Origin of the sequence: Nonomuraea mesophila, from assembly GCF_004352805.1 — a bacterium.
Taxonomy (GTDB): domain Bacteria; phylum Actinomycetota; class Actinomycetes; order Streptosporangiales; family Streptosporangiaceae; genus Nonomuraea; species Nonomuraea longispora.
In genome coordinates this window covers 88017-108439 of record NZ_SMLD01000013.1, presented here as the reverse complement: position 1 = coordinate 108439, position 20423 = coordinate 88017, and the positions used below count along the sequence as shown (strand labels likewise).

At 70.9% G+C, this 20423-nt stretch carries 21 protein-coding genes and 1 pseudogene; 9 read left to right on the top strand and 13 right to left on the bottom strand.

From position 1 onward, the window contains the following. The 3 genes from E1295_RS50020 to mce all read right to left on the bottom strand — a co-directional run. On the bottom strand, positions 1 to 288 hold a 288-nt coding region (locus E1295_RS50020), incomplete at its 3' end, for a hypothetical protein (RefSeq protein ID WP_220448596.1). Between the two features lie 139 nt (positions 289 to 427). Continuing rightward, a complete protein-coding gene (locus E1295_RS07975; RefSeq protein ID WP_132629078.1) occupies positions 428 to 1726 on the bottom strand; it encodes a DivIVA domain-containing protein in 1299 nt (432 codons plus the stop codon). A gap of 193 nt (positions 1727 to 1919) precedes the next feature. Beyond that, positions 1920 to 2342 (bottom strand): methylmalonyl-CoA epimerase, encoded by a 423-nt coding sequence (mce, locus tag E1295_RS07970; protein WP_132629076.1) that lies wholly within the window; start codon positions 2340 to 2342, stop codon positions 1920 to 1922. 86 nt (positions 2343 to 2428) lie between these two features. On the opposite strand from mce, the gene E1295_RS07965 reads away from it, so the two are divergent. The 3 genes and pseudogenes from E1295_RS07965 to E1295_RS07955 all read left to right on the top strand — a co-directional run bounded on the left by E1295_RS07965 (position 2429) and on the right by E1295_RS07955 (position 5026). After that, positions 2429 to 3610: an acetyl-CoA C-acetyltransferase gene (locus E1295_RS07965; RefSeq protein ID WP_132629074.1), complete on the top strand. Its 1182-nt coding sequence runs from the start codon at positions 2429 to 2431 to the stop codon at positions 3608 to 3610. A gap of 47 nt (positions 3611 to 3657) precedes the next feature. Then, positions 3658 to 4236, top strand: coding sequence for an AAA family ATPase (locus tag E1295_RS07960; RefSeq protein WP_132629072.1), 579 nt, complete (start codon positions 3658 to 3660; stop codon positions 4234 to 4236). Positions 4237 to 4461: 225 nt separating this feature from the next. Beyond that, positions 4462 to 5026 (top strand): annotated as a pseudogene (locus E1295_RS07955) (DUF2332 family protein). A 186-nt stretch (positions 5027 to 5212) separates the two neighbouring features. Here the strand turns inward: E1295_RS07955 and E1295_RS48570 are convergent. The 3 genes from E1295_RS48570 to E1295_RS07945 all read right to left on the bottom strand — a co-directional run bounded on the left by E1295_RS48570 (position 5213) and on the right by E1295_RS07945 (position 7685). Continuing rightward, complete coding sequence (locus E1295_RS48570; protein ID WP_166427134.1) at positions 5213 to 5365, bottom strand: hypothetical protein; 153 nt, start codon at positions 5363 to 5365, stop codon at positions 5213 to 5215. Between the two features lie 141 nt (positions 5366 to 5506). Continuing rightward, positions 5507 to 6178, bottom strand: coding sequence for a DUF4230 domain-containing protein (locus E1295_RS07950; RefSeq protein ID WP_132629070.1), 672 nt, complete (start codon positions 6176 to 6178; stop codon positions 5507 to 5509). A 28-nt stretch (positions 6179 to 6206) separates the two neighbouring features. Beyond that, on the bottom strand, positions 6207 to 7685 hold the full coding sequence (locus E1295_RS07945; RefSeq protein WP_132629068.1) for a hypothetical protein: 1479 nt from the start codon (positions 7683 to 7685) through the stop codon (positions 6207 to 6209). A 231-nt stretch (positions 7686 to 7916) separates the two neighbouring features. Between E1295_RS07945 and E1295_RS07940 the strand changes: the two genes are divergently transcribed. Genes E1295_RS07940 through E1295_RS07925 form a run of 4 tightly spaced genes read left to right on the top strand, consistent with a single transcriptional unit; the run spans position 7917 to position 11506 of the window. Next, positions 7917 to 8465 carry a MarR family winged helix-turn-helix transcriptional regulator gene (locus E1295_RS07940; RefSeq protein WP_132629102.1) on the top strand — a complete coding sequence of 183 codons (549 nt, stop codon included), beginning with the start codon at positions 7917 to 7919 and terminating at the stop codon, positions 8463 to 8465. Then, a complete protein-coding gene (locus E1295_RS07935) occupies positions 8449 to 9402 on the top strand; it encodes a tetratricopeptide repeat protein (RefSeq protein WP_132629066.1) in 954 nt (317 codons plus the stop codon). Before E1295_RS07940 ends, E1295_RS07935 begins: the two co-directional genes overlap by 17 nt. Positions 9403 to 9411: 9 nt before the next feature. Beyond that, entirely contained in the window at positions 9412 to 10041 is a 630-nt protein-coding gene (locus tag E1295_RS07930) for a cytidylate kinase-like family protein (RefSeq protein ID WP_132629064.1), read from the top strand. A 55-nt stretch (positions 10042 to 10096) separates the two neighbouring features. Further along, entirely contained in the window at positions 10097 to 11506 is a 1410-nt protein-coding gene (locus E1295_RS07925; protein WP_132629062.1) for an NAD-dependent malic enzyme, read from the top strand. Positions 11507 to 11575: 69 nt separating this feature from the next. Here E1295_RS07925 and E1295_RS07920 read toward each other — a convergent pair whose 3' ends face one another. The 5 genes from E1295_RS07920 to E1295_RS07900 all read right to left on the bottom strand — a co-directional run bounded on the left by E1295_RS07920 (position 11576) and on the right by E1295_RS07900 (position 17317). Then, complete coding sequence (locus tag E1295_RS07920; RefSeq protein WP_132629014.1) at positions 11576 to 12685, bottom strand: serine hydrolase domain-containing protein; 1110 nt, start codon at positions 12683 to 12685, stop codon at positions 11576 to 11578. Positions 12686 to 12855: 170 nt separating this feature from the next. Continuing rightward, the gene (locus tag E1295_RS07915) at positions 12856 to 13392 is read right to left on the bottom strand and encodes a hypothetical protein (protein ID WP_132629013.1); all 537 of its coding nucleotides are present in this window, start codon (positions 13390 to 13392) and stop codon (positions 12856 to 12858) included. Positions 13393 to 13437: 45 nt separating this feature from the next. Further along, positions 13438 to 14997: a glycerol-3-phosphate dehydrogenase/oxidase gene (locus E1295_RS07910; protein ID WP_132629012.1), complete on the bottom strand. Its 1560-nt coding sequence runs from the start codon at positions 14995 to 14997 to the stop codon at positions 13438 to 13440. Further along, positions 14994 to 16487, bottom strand: coding sequence for a glycerol kinase GlpK (gene glpK / locus E1295_RS07905; protein WP_132629011.1), 1494 nt, complete (start codon positions 16485 to 16487; stop codon positions 14994 to 14996). The genes E1295_RS07910 and glpK overlap by 4 nt, the downstream gene beginning before the upstream one ends. Before the next feature lie 80 nt (positions 16488 to 16567). After that, the gene (locus E1295_RS07900; protein ID WP_132629010.1) at positions 16568 to 17317 is read right to left on the bottom strand and encodes an IclR family transcriptional regulator; all 750 of its coding nucleotides are present in this window, start codon (positions 17315 to 17317) and stop codon (positions 16568 to 16570) included. 500 nt (positions 17318 to 17817) lie between these two features. Between E1295_RS07900 and E1295_RS07895 the strand changes: the two genes are divergently transcribed. Beyond that, entirely contained in the window at positions 17818 to 18435 is a 618-nt protein-coding gene (locus tag E1295_RS07895; protein WP_132629009.1) for a TetR/AcrR family transcriptional regulator, read from the top strand. 29 nt (positions 18436 to 18464) lie between these two features. Here the strand turns inward: E1295_RS07895 and E1295_RS07890 are convergent, their stop codons facing one another. Beyond that, entirely contained in the window at positions 18465 to 18971 is a 507-nt protein-coding gene (locus tag E1295_RS07890; protein WP_132629008.1) for a hypothetical protein, read from the bottom strand. A gap of 112 nt (positions 18972 to 19083) precedes the next feature. Between E1295_RS07890 and E1295_RS07885 the strand changes: the two genes are divergently transcribed. Further along, positions 19084 to 19662, top strand: a complete 579-nt coding sequence (locus E1295_RS07885) for a YqgE/AlgH family protein (RefSeq protein ID WP_132331907.1) — start codon at positions 19084 to 19086, stop codon at positions 19660 to 19662. 22 nt (positions 19663 to 19684) lie between these two features. Here E1295_RS07885 and E1295_RS07880 read toward each other — a convergent pair whose 3' ends face one another. Then, positions 19685 to 20293, bottom strand: coding sequence for a TetR family transcriptional regulator (locus E1295_RS07880; RefSeq protein WP_166427133.1), 609 nt, complete (start codon positions 20291 to 20293; stop codon positions 19685 to 19687). Between the last annotated feature and the right edge of the window lie 130 nt (positions 20294 to 20423).

The following is a 20423-nucleotide window of genomic DNA, read 5'->3' as shown; positions in this document are numbered from 1 at the left end:
CTCCTCACCCGCATCGCCGTACCCGACCTCCGCCGACCGCCCTTCGCCCACGGCAGCGTTCCCAGCAGCCGTAGTCGCGCTGCCGGGCCCGAGGTCGGTGGGGTGTTCTTGGGGTGTGGGGTCGTTCCCGGCGGTCACAGGCCGTTCTGGGGTCGCGCTGCCGGGCCCCAGGTCGGTCCGGTGTCCCTGGAGTGCGGTGTCGGTCCCGTCGTGCGCAGGCCGATCCTCGGTCGCGGGTTCGAGCCCGGTGGAGGGCTCGGCCTTGACGGGCTCGGCGTCTGTGGACATGGGACCTCCATGGAGGGTCGTCGACGTGCGGTGCCGAGCCCGCACGGCGGCAAGCCGGCCCGGCAACAAAGAGAGAGCCTAGCGACGATCACGCCGCCAGGCTCTCTCAGCCGTCACTCAGCCCCCGTGCGAACTCCGGCTATTCCTGCCACCACTCGGCGTCGTCCTCCGACTTGGCCTCGGCCTTGGCGGCGGGCGCCGGCACCGGCTCCGCGGGCGAGGCCTCGACCACGGGCGCGGCGATCGCCTGCTTGGCCGGGGCGGCCGCGACCGCGGCCTCCGACGCCTCCTGACCCGGCAGGGCGGCGCCGCCGAGCAGCTGGCGCAGCTGAGCCAGGTGGCTGGTGATGCTGTCGCGCTGGCGGGTCAGCTCGTCGACCTGGCGCTGCATCGCCGTGCGGGTGCGCTCGGCTTCGTTCTTCGCCTCGGTGACGATCGTCTCCGCGCTCGACTTGGCGTCGGCCACGATGGTCTCGGCGCTCTTGCGGGCGTTGGCGACGAGCTGCTTGGCGTGCAGGTCGGCCTCGCGGCGGGTCTGGTCGGCCTGCTGGGTCGCCTTCGTGGCCCTCGACTCGGCCGTGGCGGCGCGCTGCTCGGCCTCGGCGACCAGCTTCTGCGTGGCGGCCTGGGCGGAGGCGTGGCGCTCGGCCTCCTGGCGCTCGGCGTCCTCACGGCGGGCGGCGAGCTGGATCTCGAACTCGGCCTCGTCCTGCGCCCGCTTGGCCTCCGACTCCTCCAGCACCCGCTGAGCCTGCGCGCGCATCTCGTCGGCCTGCCGCTTGGCGGTGGTCAGGACCTCGTCGCGCTCGCGCTTGGTCGAGGCCCGCAGCTGGGCGACCTCGCGCTCGGTGGTGGTGCGGAGCTTGGCGATCTCCCGCTCGGCGTCGGCCCGCTTCTCCGCCACCTCGTGGTCGGCCGTGGCCCGCAGCTTGGCGGCCTCGCGCTCGGTGGTGTTGGTCAGCTCGTCGGCCTCGCGGCGGGCCGTCGAGCGGATCTCCTCGGCATCCCGCTCAGCGGAGGTGCGCATCTCGTCGGACTCGCGCGTGGCCTGGGCGCGCTTCTCGGCGGCCTCGGCCTCCGCGGCGGCCCGCAGGTCGGCGGCCTCGACCTTGGCGGCGGCCTTGATCTCGTTGGCCTCGGACCTGGCGGCCTGCACGAGCTCGGTGGCCTGCTCCTCGGCCAGGCGGAGCAGCTGCTCGATGCGGGCGCCGAGACCGGAGTAGGTGGGGCGCTCCTGCTCCTGCAGCTGGCGCTGGGAGTCGGACAGATCGCGCTGCAGGCCGGCAACCTGCTCACGCGCCTGGCGCAGCTCTCCGTCGAGCTGCTTCAAGTGATCATGGACCTGGTGCCGGTCGTAACCACGGAGCACCACGTCGAACTCGCGCGCTGGGGCGTCCTCGAAAAAGTTGTTGAGCTGGGCGTCGATGTCGGACTGCATGGAGGCTCGATCCTGGGTTGTCGAGACGGCTACACGGGCCGGACGGGGGGTTCGGGGCATCCGATCCAGGAGCCTGTGCCTCGCGGCAGGCTCCATGTCCGGTGGAAGGTCAAGCGTACTCCGCTGGTGCCACCTGCGAAGCCCCGTCCAACTTTCTGCGTGACTAGTTACATATGCGCGTTTTAGGGCTTTTCTAGCGTCTGGCCGCCTGAACCAACTCGGTCAGCATTCCGCCCACGTCTTTGGGATGCAGGAACGCGATCCGGGAGTCCATCGACCCGTGTCGGGGACGCTCGTCCAGGAGCCTCACTCCTCTCTCGCTGATCTTATCCATGGCGTCCGTCACATCTCGTACGCCGAATGCCACGTGATGGACGCCCTCGCCACGCTTGGCGAGGAATTTTCCCACAGGGGAGTCCTCAGAGAGAGGCTCCAGGAGCTGAATGTAGGAGCCCCCACCTTCGCCGTCCGAGATGTGCAACATGGCCTCCTTGACACCTTGCTCCTCGTTGACCTCGCGAGCAACAACCGTCAGGTCGAATGTGTCAGAAAAGAGACTGATCTGCTGTTCGAGGTCACGGCACGCGATACCGATGTGGTCGATCCGCAGGAACATATGTGGCCCACCTCCATGGCGAACGGTCACCTACTCGTGGGTATGGTGTCAAAGAACCAGATGGCGAGCACAGGAGGCCCGTGTCCATGTCCAGTTCCGTCATCGTCGCCGGAGCTCGCACCCCCATCGGCAAACTGCTGGGCGCCCTGTCCGGGCTGACCGCCGTCGACCTGGGAGGCATCGCCATCAAGGCGGCGCTCGAACGGGCCGGAGTGGCGCCCGATTCGGTGGAATACGTGATCATGGGCCAGGTCCTCCAGGCCGGCGCGGGCCAGATCCCCTCCCGCCAGGCCGCCGTCAAGGCCGGCATCCCCATGACCGTCCCCTCGCTCACCGTCAACAAGGTCTGCCTGTCGGGCCTCGACGCCATCGCCCTGGCCGACCAGCTCATCAGGGCGGGCGAGTTCGACATCGTGGTGGCCGGCGGCATGGAGTCGATGACCAACGCTCCCCACCTGCTGCCCGGCCTGCGCAAGGGCGTCAAGTACGGCGGCGCCGACGTGGTCGACTCGATGGCCCACGACGGCCTGTTCTGCGCGTTCGACCAGTGCGCGATGGGCGAGTCCACCGAGCGCCACAACACCAGGCTGGGCATCGGCCGCGAGCAGCAGGACGCCCTGTCGGCCCGCTCGCACCAACTCGCCGCCGCCGCCGTCAAGAACGGCGTCTTCGAGGACGAGATCGTCCCCGTGCAGATCCCGCAGCGGCGCGGCGAGCCGGTCGTCGTCAAGGACGACGAGGGCGTACGCGGCGACACGACGGCGGAGACGCTGGCCAAGCTGCGCCCGGCCTTCGCCGCCGACGGCACCATCACGGCCGGTTCGGCCTCCCAGATCTCCGACGGCGCCTGCGCCGTGGTCGTCATGTCGAAGTCCAAGGCCGAGGAGCTGGGCCTGCCGTGGCTGGCCGAGATCGGCAGGCACGGCGTCGTGGCGGGCCCCGACGCCTCACTCCAGTCCCAGCCCGCGAACGCCATCAAGCAGGCCATGGCCAAGCAGGGCGTGACGGCCGGCGACCTGGACCTCGTGGAGATCAACGAGGCCTTCGCCAGCGTCGTGCTCCAGTCGGCGCAGGAACTGGGCATCCCGCTGGACAAGGTGAACGTCAACGGCGGCGGCATCGCGCTCGGCCACCCGATCGGGGCGTCGGGCGCCCGCATCGTGCTCACGCTGGCGTACGAGCTGAAGCGGCGGGGCGGCGGCCTGGGAGCGGCGGGCCTGTGCGGCGGCGGCGGCCAGGGCGACGCGCTGCTCATCCGCGTCCCCTGACCCCGCGTCACGCCGGACCCGCGGACGCCCGCGCGTGGCCTCCGACCATGCCCAAGGTGCTGATCACCGGAATGTCGGGCACGGGCAAGTCGTCCGCGCTGCGGGCTCTGGCGGCGCGCGGCCACCGGACCGTCGACACCGACACGGACGAGTGGAGCCGGTGGGTGACGCTGCCCGACGGCTCACGCGACTGGGTGTGGCGCGAGGAGGCCATCGCCGAACTGCTCGCGGGTCATGACGAGGGCGCCCTGTTCGTGGCCGGCTGCCGCAGCAACCAGGGCCGCTTCTACCCGCGCCGCACTCACGGGCCCGACGCTCACGGGCCCGGCGAGCACGGAGCCCGCGAGCACGGGGCCCGCGAGCACGGGGCCGTGGAGGGCCGGTTCGACCACGTCGTGCTGCTGAGCGCACCCGCCGACGTGATTCTGGCCAGGATCCGGGCGCGGACCGACAATCCCTACGGCAAACGACCGGAGGAGCGGGCCGCGATCCTGAACGACCTGGTAACCGTGGAACCGCTGCTCCGCGCCACGGCGACCGCCGAGATCGACGCCACCGCGCCGCTCGGCCAGGTCGTACGCCGGCTGGAGGAGCTCATCGAGGACCGGCGTACACGCCCGCGTTGATCTGAGGGACCGGCGTACGCGCGCCCGGGGCAGTCCTGAGGACCGGCGTACGCGCCCGGGCTAGTCTCCGGTCATGACAGCCGAGGAGTACCGGCGTTTCGCGGCGATGGAGGCCCGTGGGCGCCCAACCTGCTCTTCTCAGCCACCCGGTACGTCGCGGGCACGCCCTCCGGCTACGCGGAGTTCCGGCGGTCCGTCCTGGAGCACCGGGACGCGGTCGTCGCCATGATGCTCGCCCGCCGCGTCCAGACCAACGAGCCCGCCCGGTGCGCCGCGCTGTATCCCCTGCTCGCCTCACTCCCTCAGCCGCTGGCGTTGCTAGAGGTCGGCGGGGCTGTGCCTCCTGCCGGACCGCTACGGCTACGACTACGACGGGAGGCTCGTGGGAGACGTGGGCAGCCCGGTACAACTGCGCTGCCGCGTCGAAGGGGAGGTGTCCGGGGAGTGGCCGGGGCCGGGCGCGGTGACCGTCGTGTGGCGGGCCGGCATCGACCTCGATCCGCTCGACGTGACCGACCCCGACGACGTCGCATGGCTGCGTACGCTGGTCTGGCCGGAACACCATGACCGGCTCGACCGCCTGGACGCCGCGATCGCCGTGGCGCGCGACGATCCGCCCCGCATCGTGCGGGGAGACCTCAACCCCCGTCTCCGCGAGGTGGCCGCGCAGGCGCCCCCGCACGCCACCCTCGTGGTCGTCCGCACCGCGGTTTACGTCGTCGCGCTCGGCGGGCGGCCCGTCGCGTTCAGCGCGCTCCATGGCGGGTGGCTGCGCCGGCTCGGCTCATAGGTCCCGCCACCGACGCCCGGCGGGCCCCGGACAGCGCGATGCCCCGGTCCGACCAGGAATTGGACCGGGGCCCCGTAACGCACTGCTCAGGCCCTCGCCAGGAATTCGAGAGCCCGGGCGCGCCCCCTCAAGGGGGCTGTTCAGCCCGGCCGCGAGGGAGTATGCGGCCGGGCTGCTTGTGGGCGGTCATGGGGCCAGGAACCTGGCGACGACCGAGCGGTGGCGGCGCTCGCCCCGCGGGCCCTTGCGCGCCTCCATGACCCGGCGCTGCTCGGAGGCGGCGCGGCGCAACTCCGACGCGCGGTGCTGCATCACGGTGTATTCGAGTTCGGCGTTCATGCGAGTGCTCCTCTGCTTCGTTGCCTGCACTCTCAAGACTCGTCCTAAGGCCCTCCCCGCCACATCGGGCGGATGCCTTATCTCCGGACGCGGGCAGGTGCCAAGAGGGCGAACGCGCGGCTAAGGCCCCTGAGGTGGCGGCTAGGGCTCGCCGGTGAACTCGACCGTCACCTTCGTGAACCCGAGCGACCTGAGCATGCCCGACAACATCGCCTTGGTGTTGGCGTCGGCCCTGGCGCGCAGGTCGCTGGCCACGGCGGCCTCGGTGATCTTCTTCTCGGCCAGCAGGTAGAGCTCCCGCTGGTCACTCGGTGAACCCGACAGGAAGTCCTGCACCCGGTCGAACAGGCCCCGCTCGTGCGCGAACACGTAGGAGCGGCCGTTGTCCAGGTTGGGTTTCTCGAGCTGGGCGTGCGGCAGGCGGATGGTCGCCTGCGTGCGGTCGGGCGAGACGGTGACCGCGTCGGTGCCCATGGCGGAGAAGTCGACGTACGCGTCCACGCCGCCCGCCCCGACGAACAACGTACGGGTGCCCTTGACGGCGTCGGGCAGGAAAGCGGCGTCCTTCTCCAGGTCGACGACCACCTGGAAGGTGCCCGTCGCCGCCTCGAAGCGGCTCATGTCCTTGATGGACTGCAGCAGCGCCGGCTGGCTGCGGTCGATGGTCCGCCCGCCGAACGGGTCGAGCCACGACCAGGCCAGGCGTCCGCCCACCACGAGCAGGACCGCCAGCACCAGGAACGCCGCGAGATATCGCCACCTGCGGCGCCGCCCGGGAGCCACCTCGGGCGGCGTCGTACGCGAAGTCGTCATGGCAGCATGACTACCCGCATGACGATCATCATCGCCAGCCGATCGGTGACATCTCCGGTTCTTTCGCGTCAGCGGACCTGTACGCGACCGCGACCGCCGGCGCCGGCGTGACCGCCGCGACCGGCGAGGACGACCCCGGCACCCGCTCCGGAGGCGACGCGCTCGCGCCGGGGACGGAGGACGCCGCCGGGGTGCCGCCGGTGTCGGGGTAGACGGGGTAGACGTGGCTCGACGAGGGCGTGGGGCGTACGGGTGAAGGCGCCACCTGCGCGTGGGCGGGACCGCCGCCGAAGTGGGTGCCCGCCAGCCGGCAGCTCTGGAAGTCGCTGTAGAACATCCGCAGCCACTCCCTGCGCTGGTGCTCGGTCAGGCCCGAGAACCATGAGGCCGCGTACTGGTGCTCGGGCAGGGGCCCTCCGGGCAGCGGCTCGCCGCGCAGCCAGGCCATCACGATCTCCCTGTAGCCGTCGGCGACCGTTCCGGGGCACCGGGCGGCCAGGGACTCGATGTACTCGTACGCCGCCTCCTCCGCGAACCCCGCGGACAGGTCGGGCACGTGGATCGGCGCGAGCCCGTTGGCCGGTTTCAGCTCGTCGTCGAGCGGCCGCTGCTCCACCCGCGTGAACGCGGCGGGCGTGCCCGCCAGCCTGGAGGCGATCTGCGTGAACGACGCTCCCAGCTCGGTCAGCCCCGCCCGCATGCCCGGATGCACGCACACCGTGATCGGCCACTCCTGGCAGCTGTAGGCGATCTCCTCGGCGGCGGCCGGCTTGGACTGGGTCAGGACGCGCGAGACACCCATCCCCGCGGTCAGCACGGCCAGCAGCGCGCACGCCAGCACCAGGGCCTGCCTGGTCACCAGCGCCGCCCAGCCGAGCAGCAGCGCCGCCGTGAGGCCGAGCAGCCAGATCGTCTGGTCGAAGAAGGCGGCCCCGCTCAACCCCTGGAACAGGTCGTACGGCTCGCCGGTGCCCGGCGCCAGCTTGTCGGCCCACCCGCGGTCGTCGGCCAGCCACGAGAACACCCCATAGCAGGCAAGACCGGCGACCGGCGGCGTGAAGGGGTGCGGCAGCACCCAGCCGGCCACCCACCCGATCACGGAGTAAAGGGCCAGCCCCGCCATCCCCATGCCGAGGCCCGCCAGGCTCAGCCGGCCCGCCTGGTCGGTGAGAACCGTCTTGACGGCCAGCACCAGCACGGTCGCGCCGAACGACCCCAGCACCACCACCACGATGGCCAGCGGCGCCTTGAGCGCCCTCCACGTCGTGAGCGAGCGCCCGCGCAGCGCCTTGCGCTTGCGCAGCGCCACCCACGCGGCGAAGGCCGCGGCGACCGGCCCGGTCAGCCGGAGCGAGCCGATGACCGCGGCCACGATGTTCTCCCAGGCGTCGACGCCGGGGATCAGGACGTTCCACGCTGCGACCAGGCCGACAGCGAGCAGCACGGCCACAGTGACGGCCGCGCTCTGCTTCAGCTCCTCCCGTGAAACGCCCCCGTGCTCACGCACCCGTTTTCCCGTTGAAGTTCATCAAGCACCCCCCGTGCCCCTCGGCAAGGCGGAAACGATCAGTCCGGCCGGTCCCCACAGGCTGATGGACTTGGCGTCCGCGTCACCATTCGTAGGAGAACCATAACTGAGCGTGATGATTGATGTCCGGACTCTTGGCCAAGCGGAGAGGCCTGTCGCCGAGAGTAGCCAGACGAACCGGGACGACCGGCGCGCTACCGTATCGCTGTGATGCAGCCCAAGCCTCTCAACCTGCCGTTCGACCCGATCGACCGCGCCGCGGAGAGCTGGCGCGCCCACTTCGGTCCGTCAGGGGCCATGGCCGCGGTGACGTCGATCATGCGAGCGCACCAGATCCTTCTGTCGCAGCTCGACGCACTGCTCAAGCCCTACGGCCTGACCTTCGCGCGGTACGAGGCGCTCGTGCTGCTGACGTTCAGCAGGACGGGGGCGCTGCCCTTGTCAAAAATCGGGGAAAGATTGATGGTCCACCCCACCAGCGTCACGAACACGGTGGACAGGCTGGAGAAGTCCGGGTTCGTCCGGCGGTTGCCCAATCCCCGCGACGGGCGCGGCGTGCTCGCCGAGATCACCGAGCCGGGGCGCGACGTCGTACGCCGGGCCACGGGCGACCTGATGGCGGCGGAGTTCGGCCTGTCGATGTACGCCGAGGACGAACTCCAGGCGATGTTCGACCAGTTGCGCACCCTTCGGGTGGCGGCTGGTGACTTCGCCGGGCCGTCGATGCGGCAAGATGAGGAGCATGGCGGACTTCTCTAAACCCGGGTCGCTCTACGGAGCCGTGGACCTGGGCGCGCGCAAGCAGGCACTGGAGGCGCAGGCCCGGCGGGAGGCCGCAGGTCCCCAGGCGGCCGCGGCCTCGGTCGTCGACGTGACCGAGGAGACGTTCACGAGTGAGGTCATCGACAAGTCGATGACGGTGCCCGTCGTGCTCGACCTCTGGTCGCCGAGGGCGCCGGGCAGCGCCCAGCTCAGCCCGGTGCTGGAGAAGGTGATCGGCGACCTCGGGGGCAAGGCCGTGCTGGCCAAGGTCAACGTCGACGCCAGCCCGCAGATCGCGCAGGCGCTGCGCGTCCAGGCCGTGCCGACCGTGCTGGCGATCTTCCAGGGCCAGGCCGTGACCGGTTTCCAGCAGGTGCTGCCCGAGCAGGAGGTGCGGCGCTGGCTCGACGAGCTGATGGGCGCGGTCGAGCAGTTCTACCAGGCCAATCCCGACGCCAGGCCCGCCGAGGCCGGCGAGCCCGGGGAGCCCGGCGAGCAGGAGGAGCCGTCGGGGCCGCCCGCCGACCCCGACATGGCGGCGGCCGAGCAGGCGATCGACCGGGGTGACTTCGACGCGGCCATCGAGGCCTACGAACGGCTGCTGGCCCGCGTGCCAGGCAACGAGGACGCGAAGATGGGGCTGGCCGGGGTCGGGCTGCTCAAGCGCACGTCCGAGGCCGACCCCGCCGACGTCCTGCGCCGCGCGCAGGATGACCCTGCGGACATCGACGCGCAGCTGCTCGCGGCCGACTTCGAGATGATGTCGGGCGCGATCGACCAGGCGTTCGAGCGCGTCATCGCCGTGGTCAAGCGCACCTCGGGCGACGATCGCGACCGGGCCAGGCGGCACCTGCTCGGCTTGTTCGACGCTTTGCCCGCCGAGGACCCATCCTTGGCCAAGGCCCGTAGAGCATTGGCGAGCGCACTGTTCTAGCCTGGTTTTATGCGGGTCGTAACGATATCGGCGACATATGGCACGGCCGGAAGCCAGATCGGCCCGGCCGTGGCCGAGCGCCTGGGCGTGCCCTTCGTCGACCGTGCGATCCCGAGTGCCGTCTCCGAGGAACTGGGCTGCACGCTGGAGGAGGCGCTGGCCCACGACGACCGGGCCGAGCACGGCATCGGCCGGCTCTTCTCCGGGGCGATGCGGCTGCCGACGGTGACGTTCGGCGGCGTCGACATGTACGTTCCCGGCGCGATGCCGCTGGCGCCCGAGGAATACGTCAACCGCACCGAGCGGGTGCTGAAGGAGACCGCGCGCCTGCAGGGCGGAGTGTTCCTCGGCAGGGCGGGGGCGGTGGTGCTGGCCGACCACCCCGGCGCGCTGCACGTGCGGCTGGACGCCCCCCTGACCCGCAGGGTGCGGCAGACGGCCACGCTGGGGCAGATCGGTGAGCGCGAGGCCCGGCAGATCATCGAGGACAACGACCGGGCGAGGAGCGCCTACGTGCGCCACTTCTACCGCACCGACCCGGCCGATCCCTGCCTGTATCACCTGGTGATCGACAGCACCACCATTCCCGTGGCCACCTGTGCCGAACTGATCGTCATGGCCGCCGAGGCGCGGGATTGACCGAATGACCTCTAACATGGATGCATTCTTGGTCAGTCCCGAAGGAGCGATTGACGTGGCGACCGTCCCCAGTGTGTCGTACTCCATCACCGTGCGTCTCGAGGTGCCCGCAGGCGGCAAGGCCGTGAGCCTGCTCACGCACGCCGTAGAGTCGGCAGGGGGTGTCGTGACCGCCCTCGACGTCACCAACGCCGGCCACGAGAAGCTGCGCATCGACGTGACCTGCGCGGCCCGGGACACCGACCACGCCCAGGCCATCGTCGACCAGCTCGAGGCGGTCGAGGGCGTCGTCATCCACAAGGTGTCCGACCGCACCTTCCTCATGCACCTCGGCGGCAAGATCGAGATGGTCTCGAAGGTGCCGCTGCGCAACCGCGACGAGCTGTCCATGGCCTACACGCCCGGTGTGGCCCGCGTGTCCATGGCGATCGCCCGCAACAAGGAGGACGCGCGGCGCCTGACCATAAAGCGCAACACCGTGGCGGTCGTCACCGACGGCTCCGCCGTGCTGGGGCTGGGCAACATCGGGCCCGAGGCGGCGCTGCCCGTCATGGAGGGCAAGGCGGCGCTGTTCAAACGGTTCGCGGGCATCGACGCCTGGCCGATCTGCCTCGACACGCAGGACGTCGACGAGATCGTCCGCACGGTGCAGGTGATCGCGCCCGGCTTCGGCGGGATCAACCTGGAGGACATCGGCGCGCCGCGCTGCTTTGAGGTGGAGCGGCGGCTGCGCGAGCTGCTCGACATCCCGGTCTTCCACGACGACCAGCACGGCACGGCGATCTGCGTGCTGGCGGCGCTCACCAACGCCCTGCGGGTGGTCGACAAGAACATCGAGAACGTCCGGATCACGATGGCGGGCGCGGGCGCGGCGGGCTACGCCGTGCTGCGGCTGCTGCTGGCGGCGGGCGCCCGCAACGTCATCGTGTGCGACTACCTCGGGGCCGTCCACAAGGGGCGTGACGACCTCGACGACTCGCTGCGCTGGATGGCCGACAACACCAACTCCGAGGGCTACGCGGGCGACCTGAGAGGCGCGGTCAAGGACGCCGACGTCTTCGTCGGCGTCTCCGCGCCCGGCATCCTGACCGGCGACGACATCGCGTCGATGGCCAAGGACGCGGTCGTGTTCGCGCTGGCCAACCCCGAGCCTGAGGTCTCGCCCGACGACGCCCGCGAGCACGCCGCCGTGGTGGCCACCGGCCGCTCCGACTACCCCAACCAGATCAACAACGTGCTGGCCTTCCCCGGGGTCTTCCGCGGCCTGCTCGACGCCCAGGCGTCCGTCGTGACGGAGGAGATGCTGCTGGCCGCCGCGGGCGCGCTCGCCGCCGTCGTCACGCCCGAGGAGCTCGGCCCCAACTACATCATCCCGAGCGTCTTCCACCCTGACGTGTCCACCGCCGTGGCCGCCGCCGTCCGCGAGTCGGCCGGCGGGCGCGCGCGGGGCTTCACCGAAGCGTAGGATCTCCTGTCGCCCGCCTTCGCCGGCGGTGCGGGCCACCGCCGGCGACTCACGTGGAGGAAGTCCGCGTCACTTCCCGGGGCACAGCACCGATTCTGCCGCAGCCCGTGAGAGCGCGCTGAGGGCGGCATTGTCCTGTTTTGTCAGGGTGGTGGACACGGCGAACTGTACGCGCCCGTCGCTGGTCGTGAACGTGGTGGCGCGGAATCCCGGCGCGCTGCCCGTGACGGTGGTGATCTCGAGCCCTTTGCCCGCACAGGGCCGTTCGCCGCCGCCGCCCCCGCCTCCGAGCACGAGCCCCCGCAGCACATCTTGCAACTCCGGCGGCACCAGGCCGCCCTGAATGAACGCGCGCTCGAAGACACTGATGTCGCGCGCGGTCGAGACGACGCCGCCGGCCGCCCAGAGGGTGCTGGCGTTGATCCGGTCGACGTCGCGGAGTTCGCCCTGGGAGTCGGGTGCGTAGCCGTGTCCGTGCGGGCCACGGATACCCTCAGGAGGCTTGGTGGGCAGGTACGTGCGGTTCATGTGCAGAGGGCGGAACACTCGCCGGTCGAGCTCGTCGGCCGGGGGCTTCCCGGTCGGCCTTTCGATGATCATGCCGAGCAGGATGTAGTTGGTGTTGGAGTAGCTGAACGTTTCGCCCGGCTCCTGCTGCCGATCAGGGGAACGCGACCGCTTCACCAGCTCGGCCGGGGGGTAGTGGGTGGTGAAGTCGAACAGGGAGTTCTCGCCCAGCGCGCCGAAGTAGTCCGGGATGCCGGAGGTGTGGTCGAGTAACTGCCGGATGGTGATCTGGTCGGCCGGTTCCACCAGATCCTGGTCAGCCGTGTCCGGCAGGACGTCGCTGAGCTTGTCCTCCAGACTGATCCTGTCCTCGCCGACGAGCTGCACCACCACGGCGGCCACCATCTGCTTGGTCTGCGAGCCGATCCGGTAGCGGGCGTCGGCGGGAATCGTGCCGCCCCCGTTCAGGAGGCGGGTGCCCGCGGAGCCCTTGCCGACGAGCCTGCCGTCAACATAGAGGGCCCCGATGGCGCCCACCATCAGGTCGGACTCCGCCAGCTCGGTGAGGGCCCGCTGCACGTCGCCGAAACGGGGCAGGTCGGCGCCGGTGCTCGCGGCGGCAGGCGGGGAGGCCACGCTCAGCGTCAGCACGGCGCAGGTCAGGCCGGCCACACGCGTGGCGATCGATCGTCACGAGAAGCTCCCTGCGGTCGAAGGTCGGCACAGCGATGGGAACCGCCGGACGATCCTGCGCGGTGCCGCATTGCTGCCCTTTGTAAGGCCGCCGACGTTTCCAAGCCGTTTCCGATGCCTCGCAGAGAGGGCCCCGTTCTCCTTCGCGGCTACGTGGTCCTCCGCCCGCCGTCGGGAAGCGCGGGATTCTCGTGGCCCGGCCCCTCCCGGGTGAGGGCGGGCATCAGCCGATAGCTCTCCTGGAAGACCAGGTTGTGGGCGTCCCCGGCGGCGATCACCCGCAGCGTGCCGAGCTGCGCCGCCGCGTCCTCGGCGTCGAAGACGTTCAGCGGCCAGTCGCCGACCGTGTTACCCCGCAGGTGCGGATGGTGGAAGTCGCTGCCGTAGTGGGCGACCACCGCGACCGGCTGGGCGTGGCAGGCGCGCTGTTCCTGCCACGTCAGCGACCACATCGCGTTGAGCCCGCCCTCGCGCGACCGGGTGACGCCGCTGGCGACCACCTCCCCGGCGCCGAGCAGCAGGTCGGTGTTGAGCTCCTCGAGGGCGGTGCGCGCCACCGGGTCCAGCAACTCGACCGCCGTGATGAACACCTGCTCCTTGTCGTCCCGCGAGACGGCCCTGCCGTGGGTGCCGTCGCGCAGGTCGCGGAAGTGCCTGAGCAGGGCTTCGTTGATGGGAGTGCGCATGCCCTCCCCCTGCCCGGAGGGGTCGTCAGGCCACCTCCGCGGGCCTCAGGCGGCCTGGCCGAGCAGCTTCTCGATCCTGGCGCGCACGTCGGGTGTGTCGAGGCCGCGGACCGTGAGCGTCGTGCGGCGGCGTACGACGTCGTCGACCGTGGCCGCCCACTCGCGGTCACGGGCGTAGATCGCCTGGGCCCAGATGTCCGGCCCGTCGGGGTGGATGCGCTCGCCGAGCGCCGGGTCCTCGCGGATGAGCCGGGCCAGGTCGAACGCGATCGAGCCGTAGTGCGTGGCCAGGTGCCTGGCCACCAGCGGGTCCATGCGCGCGCCCGGGTCGCGGTCGGTCCACAGCCGCATGGCCACCGCGTCGGGGCTGGCCAGCCCCGGCAGCGGCACCGCGGGCAGGATGTCGGCCAGGTCGTCGCCGAGCGGCTGCCCCGGCAGACGGGCGAGCGTGGCGAGCACGTGCCTGCCGATGTGCCGGTAGGTCGTCCACTTGCCGCCGGCGACGGAGAGCATGCCGCCCGAGCCGCTGGTCACGACGGTTTCCCGCTTGGCCGCCGCGACCTGACCGGGGCCGCCGGGCAGCACGCGCAGCCCGGCGAAGGCGTAGGTGATGTCCTCGCGCCTGAGCTGGGAGTCGCGTACGGAGTGGCCCGCCTCGTCGAGGATCTGCGCGATGTCGGCCTCGGTGGCGCGGACCGCGGCCGGGTCACCGTCGTACGCCTCGTCCGTGGTGCCGAGCAGCAGGTGGTCCTCCCACGGGATGGCGAAGGACACCCGGTATTTGTCGATGGGCGTGGTGAGCGCGGCCTTCCACGGCTCCTGCCGGCGCAGCACCAGGTGGGCGCCCTTGGACAGCCGGATGCTCGGCGCGGCGGAAGGATCTTCCATGCGCCGCAGATGGTCGACCCACGGCCCGGTGGCGTTCAGCACGAGCCTGGCCGACACGCCGAACTCGGTCCCGTCGAGCCGGTCACGCAGTTCGGCGCCCGTCACGGTGCCGGCCGTCTTGCGCAGCCCGACGACCTCGGCGTGGTTGAGCACGACCGCGCCCGCGTCCACCGCGGCGCGTACGGTCATGACGGCGACCCGGCTGTCGTTCATCTGGTGGTCGCCGTAGACGGCGGCGGCCCGCAGTCCGTCGGAGCGCAGGGCGGGCACCTTGGCCATGGCCTGCTGCGGCGTGATCACGCGGCCCATGCCGTCGCCGAACACCGACAGGGCGGAGTACAGGAACACCCCCGCGCCGAGCTTGGCGGCGCCGTGCGGGCCGCCCCTGTAGATCGGCACCACGAACGTCAGCGGCTTGACCAGGTGGGGTGCGATGTCGGCGGCCAGCGCGCGCCGCTCGCGGTGGTTCTCCGCGACCAGCCGCACGTTGCCGGTCTGCAGGTAGCGCAGGCCGCCGTGGACGAGCTTGGAGGAGGCACTGGACGTGGCGCCGGCGAAGTCGCCCGCGTCCACCATCGCCACCCGCAGCCCCGCCTGCGCGGCCATCCACGTCACCGACGTGCCGAGGATGCCGCCGCCGATCACGAGCAGGTCGTAGGCGGTGCCGGCCAGCTCGTGCCTGGTCTCCGCGCGGTCGGTGCCGATCGCGAGTGTCATGGTCTGCTCCCCTCCTCCTGCTCGACCCAGCCGAGCGTGCGCGCCACGGCCTTCTTCCAGTTGCGGTATTCGCGGTCGCGTACGGCTTCGCCGATCGCGGGACGCCATTCGGCGGCCTTGTGCCAATTGGCCCGCAGGCTTTCGACGTCGGGCCAGTAGCCGGTGGCCAGGCCGGCCGCGTAGGCGGCGCCCAGAGCGGTGGTCTCGGCCACCATGGGCCGGATGACCGGCACCGCCAGCACGTCGGCGAGCGTCTGCATGAGCAGGTTGTCGGCGGTCATGCCGCCGTCGGCGCGCAACGTGGTCAGGTCGAGCCCCGAGTCGGCGTTCATCGCGTCGACCACCTCACGGGTCTGCCACGCCGTGGCCTCCAGCACGGCGCGCGCCAGGTGGCCCTTGTTGACGAACCCGGTCAGTCCCGCGATCACCCCGCGCGCGTCGGAGCGCCAGTGGGGCGCGAACAACCCCGAGAACGCGGGCACGAAATAGCAACCGCCGTTGTCGTCGACCGTCCTCGCCAGCGTCTCGATCTCGGCCGCGCTGGAGATCAGGCCCAGGTTGTCGCGCAGCCACTGCACCAGGGAACCGGTGACCGCGATGGCGCCCTCCAGCGCGTACGTGGCCGGGCCGGAGCCGATCTGGTAGCCGACGGTGGTCAGCAGCCCGTGCTTGGAGACGACCGGCTCGTGACCGGTGTTCATCAGCAGGAAGCTGCCGGAGCCGTAGGTGCTCTTGGTCTCGCCGGGGGAGAAGCACGTCTGCCCGAACAGCGCCGCCTGCTGGTCGCCGAGCGCGGAGGCGACCGGGACGCCGCCGGACGTGCGGCCGTAGACCTCGGCGGACGGGCGGATCTCGGGCAACATCGCGCGCGGCACGCCCATCGCGGCCAGCAGCTCGTCGTCCCAGCTCAGCGTGTGGATGTTCATCAGCATCGTACGGCTGGCGTTGGTGACGTCGGTGATGTGGCGGCCCGTGAGGTTCCACAACAACCAGCTGTCCATCGTGCCGAACAGCACCTCGCCCCGCTCGGCCCGCTCCCGCAGGCCGGGGATCTCGTCGAGCAGCCAGCGGATCTTCGGCCCGGAGAAGTAGGTGGCCAGCGGCAGCCCGGCCCGCTCCTTGAACAGGCTTTCGTGCCCGGCCAGCGCCCGGGTCAGCGCGTCGGTGCGGGTGTCCTGCCAGACGATCGCGTTGCAGACGGGCCTGCCGGTCTCGCGGTCCCACAACACGGTGGTCTCGCGCTGGTTGGTGATGCCGAGCGCGGCGATCTGCGCGTCCTCGATGCCGGCGCCGCTCACGGCCTCTCCGAGCAGGCCGCGCACGGCCTGCCAGATCTCGTCCGCGTCGTGCTCCACCCAGCCGGGCCTGGGGAAGATCTGGCGGTGCTCCCGCTGGGCGACGGAGATGATGTTGCCGGCCTCGTCGAAGACGATGCACCGGCTGGACGTGGTGCCCTGGTCGATGGCTGCGACGTAGTGCGGTCGAGGCACGTGCTTCCTCGCTTGGATCAGGGTTCGACAATGTCGAACGACGTGAAGAATGTTATGCGGTCGTCATAGGGGTGGACAAGTCAGCGGGCGAGGGCGCGCGTGATCGCGCGGGCCGCGTCGCGTACGTACGAGACGTACTCCATGTGCAGGGCTCCGTCCGGGGCCAGCCGCTCGACCGCGCCACGGATGCCGATGGCGCCCACCACGATGCCGCGCGCGTCCTTGATGGGTGCGGCGATGGCCACCTCGCCCTCCGTCAGCTCCTCCCTCTCGGCCGCCCAGCCCCGCGTCCTGACCTGGTCGAGCTCGGTCTCCAGGGCCTTGGGGTCGGTGAGCGTGGCCTTCGTGTACGCCCGCAGGGACGCCGCCGGCGCCTCGCCGTAGGGGTCGTGGGCGAGCAGGACCTTGCCGAGTGCGCTGGCGTGGGTCGGCAGGTAGGTGCCGACCTGCAGGGTCTGCATGCTGTCGTCCGGCCGGAACACGTGGTGGATCACCAGCACGTGCCCCTCGTGCAGGGTGCCGATCCAGGCGCTCTCCCTGCTGCGTCCCGCCAGGGCGTCGGCCCAGTTGATCGAGCGGGTCCGCAGCTCGTTGACGTCGAGGTAGCTGCTGCCCAGGTGGAGCAGCGTGGCACCGAGGCGGTACTTTCCCGTCGCCGGATCCTGTTCGACGAACCCCACGCGGACCAGCGTGCGCAGGATGCCGTGCAGCGTCCCTTTGGGCAGGCCCAGCGCCTTGGCCAGCTCGGCCACACCGAGCTGGCGCGGGCCCGAGGCGAGCAGCCGCAGGATGGCCGCCGCCCGCTCGACCGATTGAATCGTCTCTCCCACACCTCGCACCCTAACGCAGATCGGTTCGACAATGCCGAACGCCCACCGCGCGGCGTGAACAGGTGCATTGGACCGCCGCAAAATGCCCCCCACCAGCAGCGCGACAGGTCGAGTCGGCCTAGAATGTCGCCAGCGGTGAACCCCGGCGATTACGACGCCCCGTTCAGCTCCGCGCCCGAGCCCGGAATGCCCCCTCAGTGAAGACACGGTCGGCAGGGAGAGCCCGGCGGGCGTGTGATGGCGGCGGCGAGTCCCCCGGGCCACCTGCCATGAGCAGCACCCCCGGCGAGGTCGCCAGCCCTCCCCGTGACCGAGGAGAGCCGAGCACGCCATGCCCACAAGGAGATGCCTGCGCCGCCTGACCAGGCCGGCCCCCTGCCCGCGAGCAGGGGCACCTGGTACGCCGCGGGCCATGAAGTGCCGGGGCCGTCCAAACATGCCCGATTAACGGGATAGAAGTCCCGTTAATCGGGCATGCCGGTATGCGGTGAGGAGATTAGATGGAACAACCTTCCCGTTCGGCGGGAACCGTGCGGCCGGGGGGTCGCACCGCGCGGGTACGCGCGGCCGTGCTCGACGCCACCCAGGACATCCTGGTCGAGCACGGTTTCCATGGCCTGGCCATGGACCAGGTGGCGGCCAGGGCGGGCGTCGGCAAGACCACGGTCTACCGGCGCTGGGGAAGCACCCCGGGCCTGGTGGCCGACCTCATGAAAGAGCTGGCCAACCAGTCGTCGCCGCACGCCGACACAGGCGAGGTCGAGCGCGACCTGCTGGCCAACGCGGTGTCCGTCTGGGAGGCGGTCACCGATGGGCGGCTCGGTGTCACGCTCCAGGCGGTGATCGCCGCCGCGACCTGCGACGAGGAGGCTGCCGATGCGCTGCGGACCTTCTTCACCCGCCGGATCGAGGAGTGGGCCACCGTGGTGGAGCTGGCCGTCAAGCGGGGCGAACTGCCCGAGGGGACCGACGGCGGCGAGGTGATCAGGGCGATCTCCGCCCCGCTCTACTACCGCCTGGTGGTCACGAGGGAGCCGGTGACGCGGCGGGACGCCGAACGGTCGGTGTCACGCACGCTGGCCGCCGCGCGGGCCGGCGCCTTCGTGACCGACCCCTGACGGGCCGGCGCCGCGCGAAGCCACCGGCCTCACGGGGCTGAGCGGGGCCAGATCGATCCGTACCACCACAACACGCCTCCCATGATCACGAGCCCGCCCGCCGTGGCCAGCTTGGCCATGAGGTCCACGGGCGGGCCCGTGAAGGGGAGGCGGTCGAGGTGGTGGCCCCAGGGGCAGTCGTTCTCGACGTCGGTCGAGTCGATCAGCGTGTCGGCTTGGTGCTCGGCGACCGAGTACGCCTCGATCTCGGCGCGGCTGCCCCTTTTCACCCGCACCTGCTTGACGATGGTCTTGCGTGCCGGGATCGAGCCGCTGGCCACGGTTCTGCCGTCGGCCCGCAGGTCGTAACGTGCGAGCTGGCGCGTCACGTTGCGGAGCGTGACGGTGGCCCGGCTCGAGCGGCAGGCCACGTCGTCGACCGTCATCGTGAACGGGTCGCCCGGATCCAGCCGCGGCCAGGCCCAGGCGGTGGCGGGGAGGAGCAGCGCCACGGCCATGGGCAGCAGGGCCACGACGACACGAGTACCGATACGCATGCGCTCCCCCCGGAGTGTGATCTTTGCTACTTAAGGTGCCCAAGCGGGCACGAAAAGTAACATCGGCTCACTAGGGGAGCGCACGCCCCCGGATACACGCCATGATGGATGTATGGCGGAAGCGATCTACGTCGGCGGGTTGTTGGTGGCGACGCCGCTTCTCGACGACCCCAACTTCCGGCGTAGCGTCGTGCTGATCCTCGAACACGACCACGACGGGGGCACTCTGGGTGTGGTGCTCAACAGGCCGAGCGACATCTCGGTGACCCAGGTGCTGCCCGTGTGGGATCCGCTGGTGACAGGGCCTCCGGTGTTGTTCGAGGGCGGGCCCGTGCAGACCGACAGCGCGCTCGCGCTGGCGGCGGTCCCGAGCGGGGAGGAGCCGCTGGGCTGGCGCAGGCTGCACGCCGGCACGCCGGCCGTCTCGCGGCTCGGCACGGTCGACCTGGACGCGCCGCCCGAGATCCTTCAGGGGGAGATCGCGCAGATGCGCATCTTCGCGGGGTACGCGGGCTGGACGTCGGGCCAGTTGGAGAGCGAGATCGCCGAGGGCGCATGGTACGTCGTCGACTCCGAGGTCGGCGACACCTTTCACGCCGATCCGGGTTCGCTCTGGCGGCACGTGCTGCGGCGCCAGCACGGCGAGCTGGCCTTCGTGGCGACCTGCCCGGACGATCCGACGATGAACTGAACCCGCGAGCTGACCCCGCCGCTCAGAGGTCCCATCCCGGCCGCAGCGAGCGCTCGGCCAGCTCGATCGTCTCGGCCATGCGGCCGGTGATCTCCGGCACCCCGCCGTCGCGGCGCGGGCACTCGAAACCGACGCGCATCGCCGACATGGCGAAGGCGACGATCAGGTGGGAGAGCTGGTCCGAGTCGGCGTCGGCACCCCTGCGGGCGGCGACCAGCTCCGCGAGGCGGCGCTCGGTGCCGGCGGCCCTGGCCACCGACTGGCCGATCAGGTGCGGGTTCTCGTCGAGGATGCGGCGGAGTTTGAGGAACCTCTTGTGCTCGTCCTCCGTTGAGCCTTCCATGTCGCTCAGCACCGCGCGTACGGCGTGCATGAGCGCCGTGAACGGCGGCTCGTCCTGCGGGCGGGAGCGCAGGGTCTCCACCATGAGCTCCTCGCCGTGGTCGTGGAACCACAGCACCAGATGGTCCTTGCTGGTGAAGTAGCGGAAGAAGGTGCGGGGGGAGATCTCGACGGCCCCCGCGATCTGCTCGACGGTGGCCGACTCGTATCCTTGTTCGAGAAACAGGTCGAGCGCCGCGTCGAGGATCGCCAGGCGCGTCTTCTCCTTCTTGCGTTCACGCAGACCCACGGGCGTCACTCCCTAGAAACCTTTCTGTCACAGTGTGCCATATGTCATAGCTCGCAAACTGAAAGTCGGTTGTCACAAGTCATCGGCTGACATACATTGCTGAGGCTTGCGATATCTGTGCCCCAAGTGG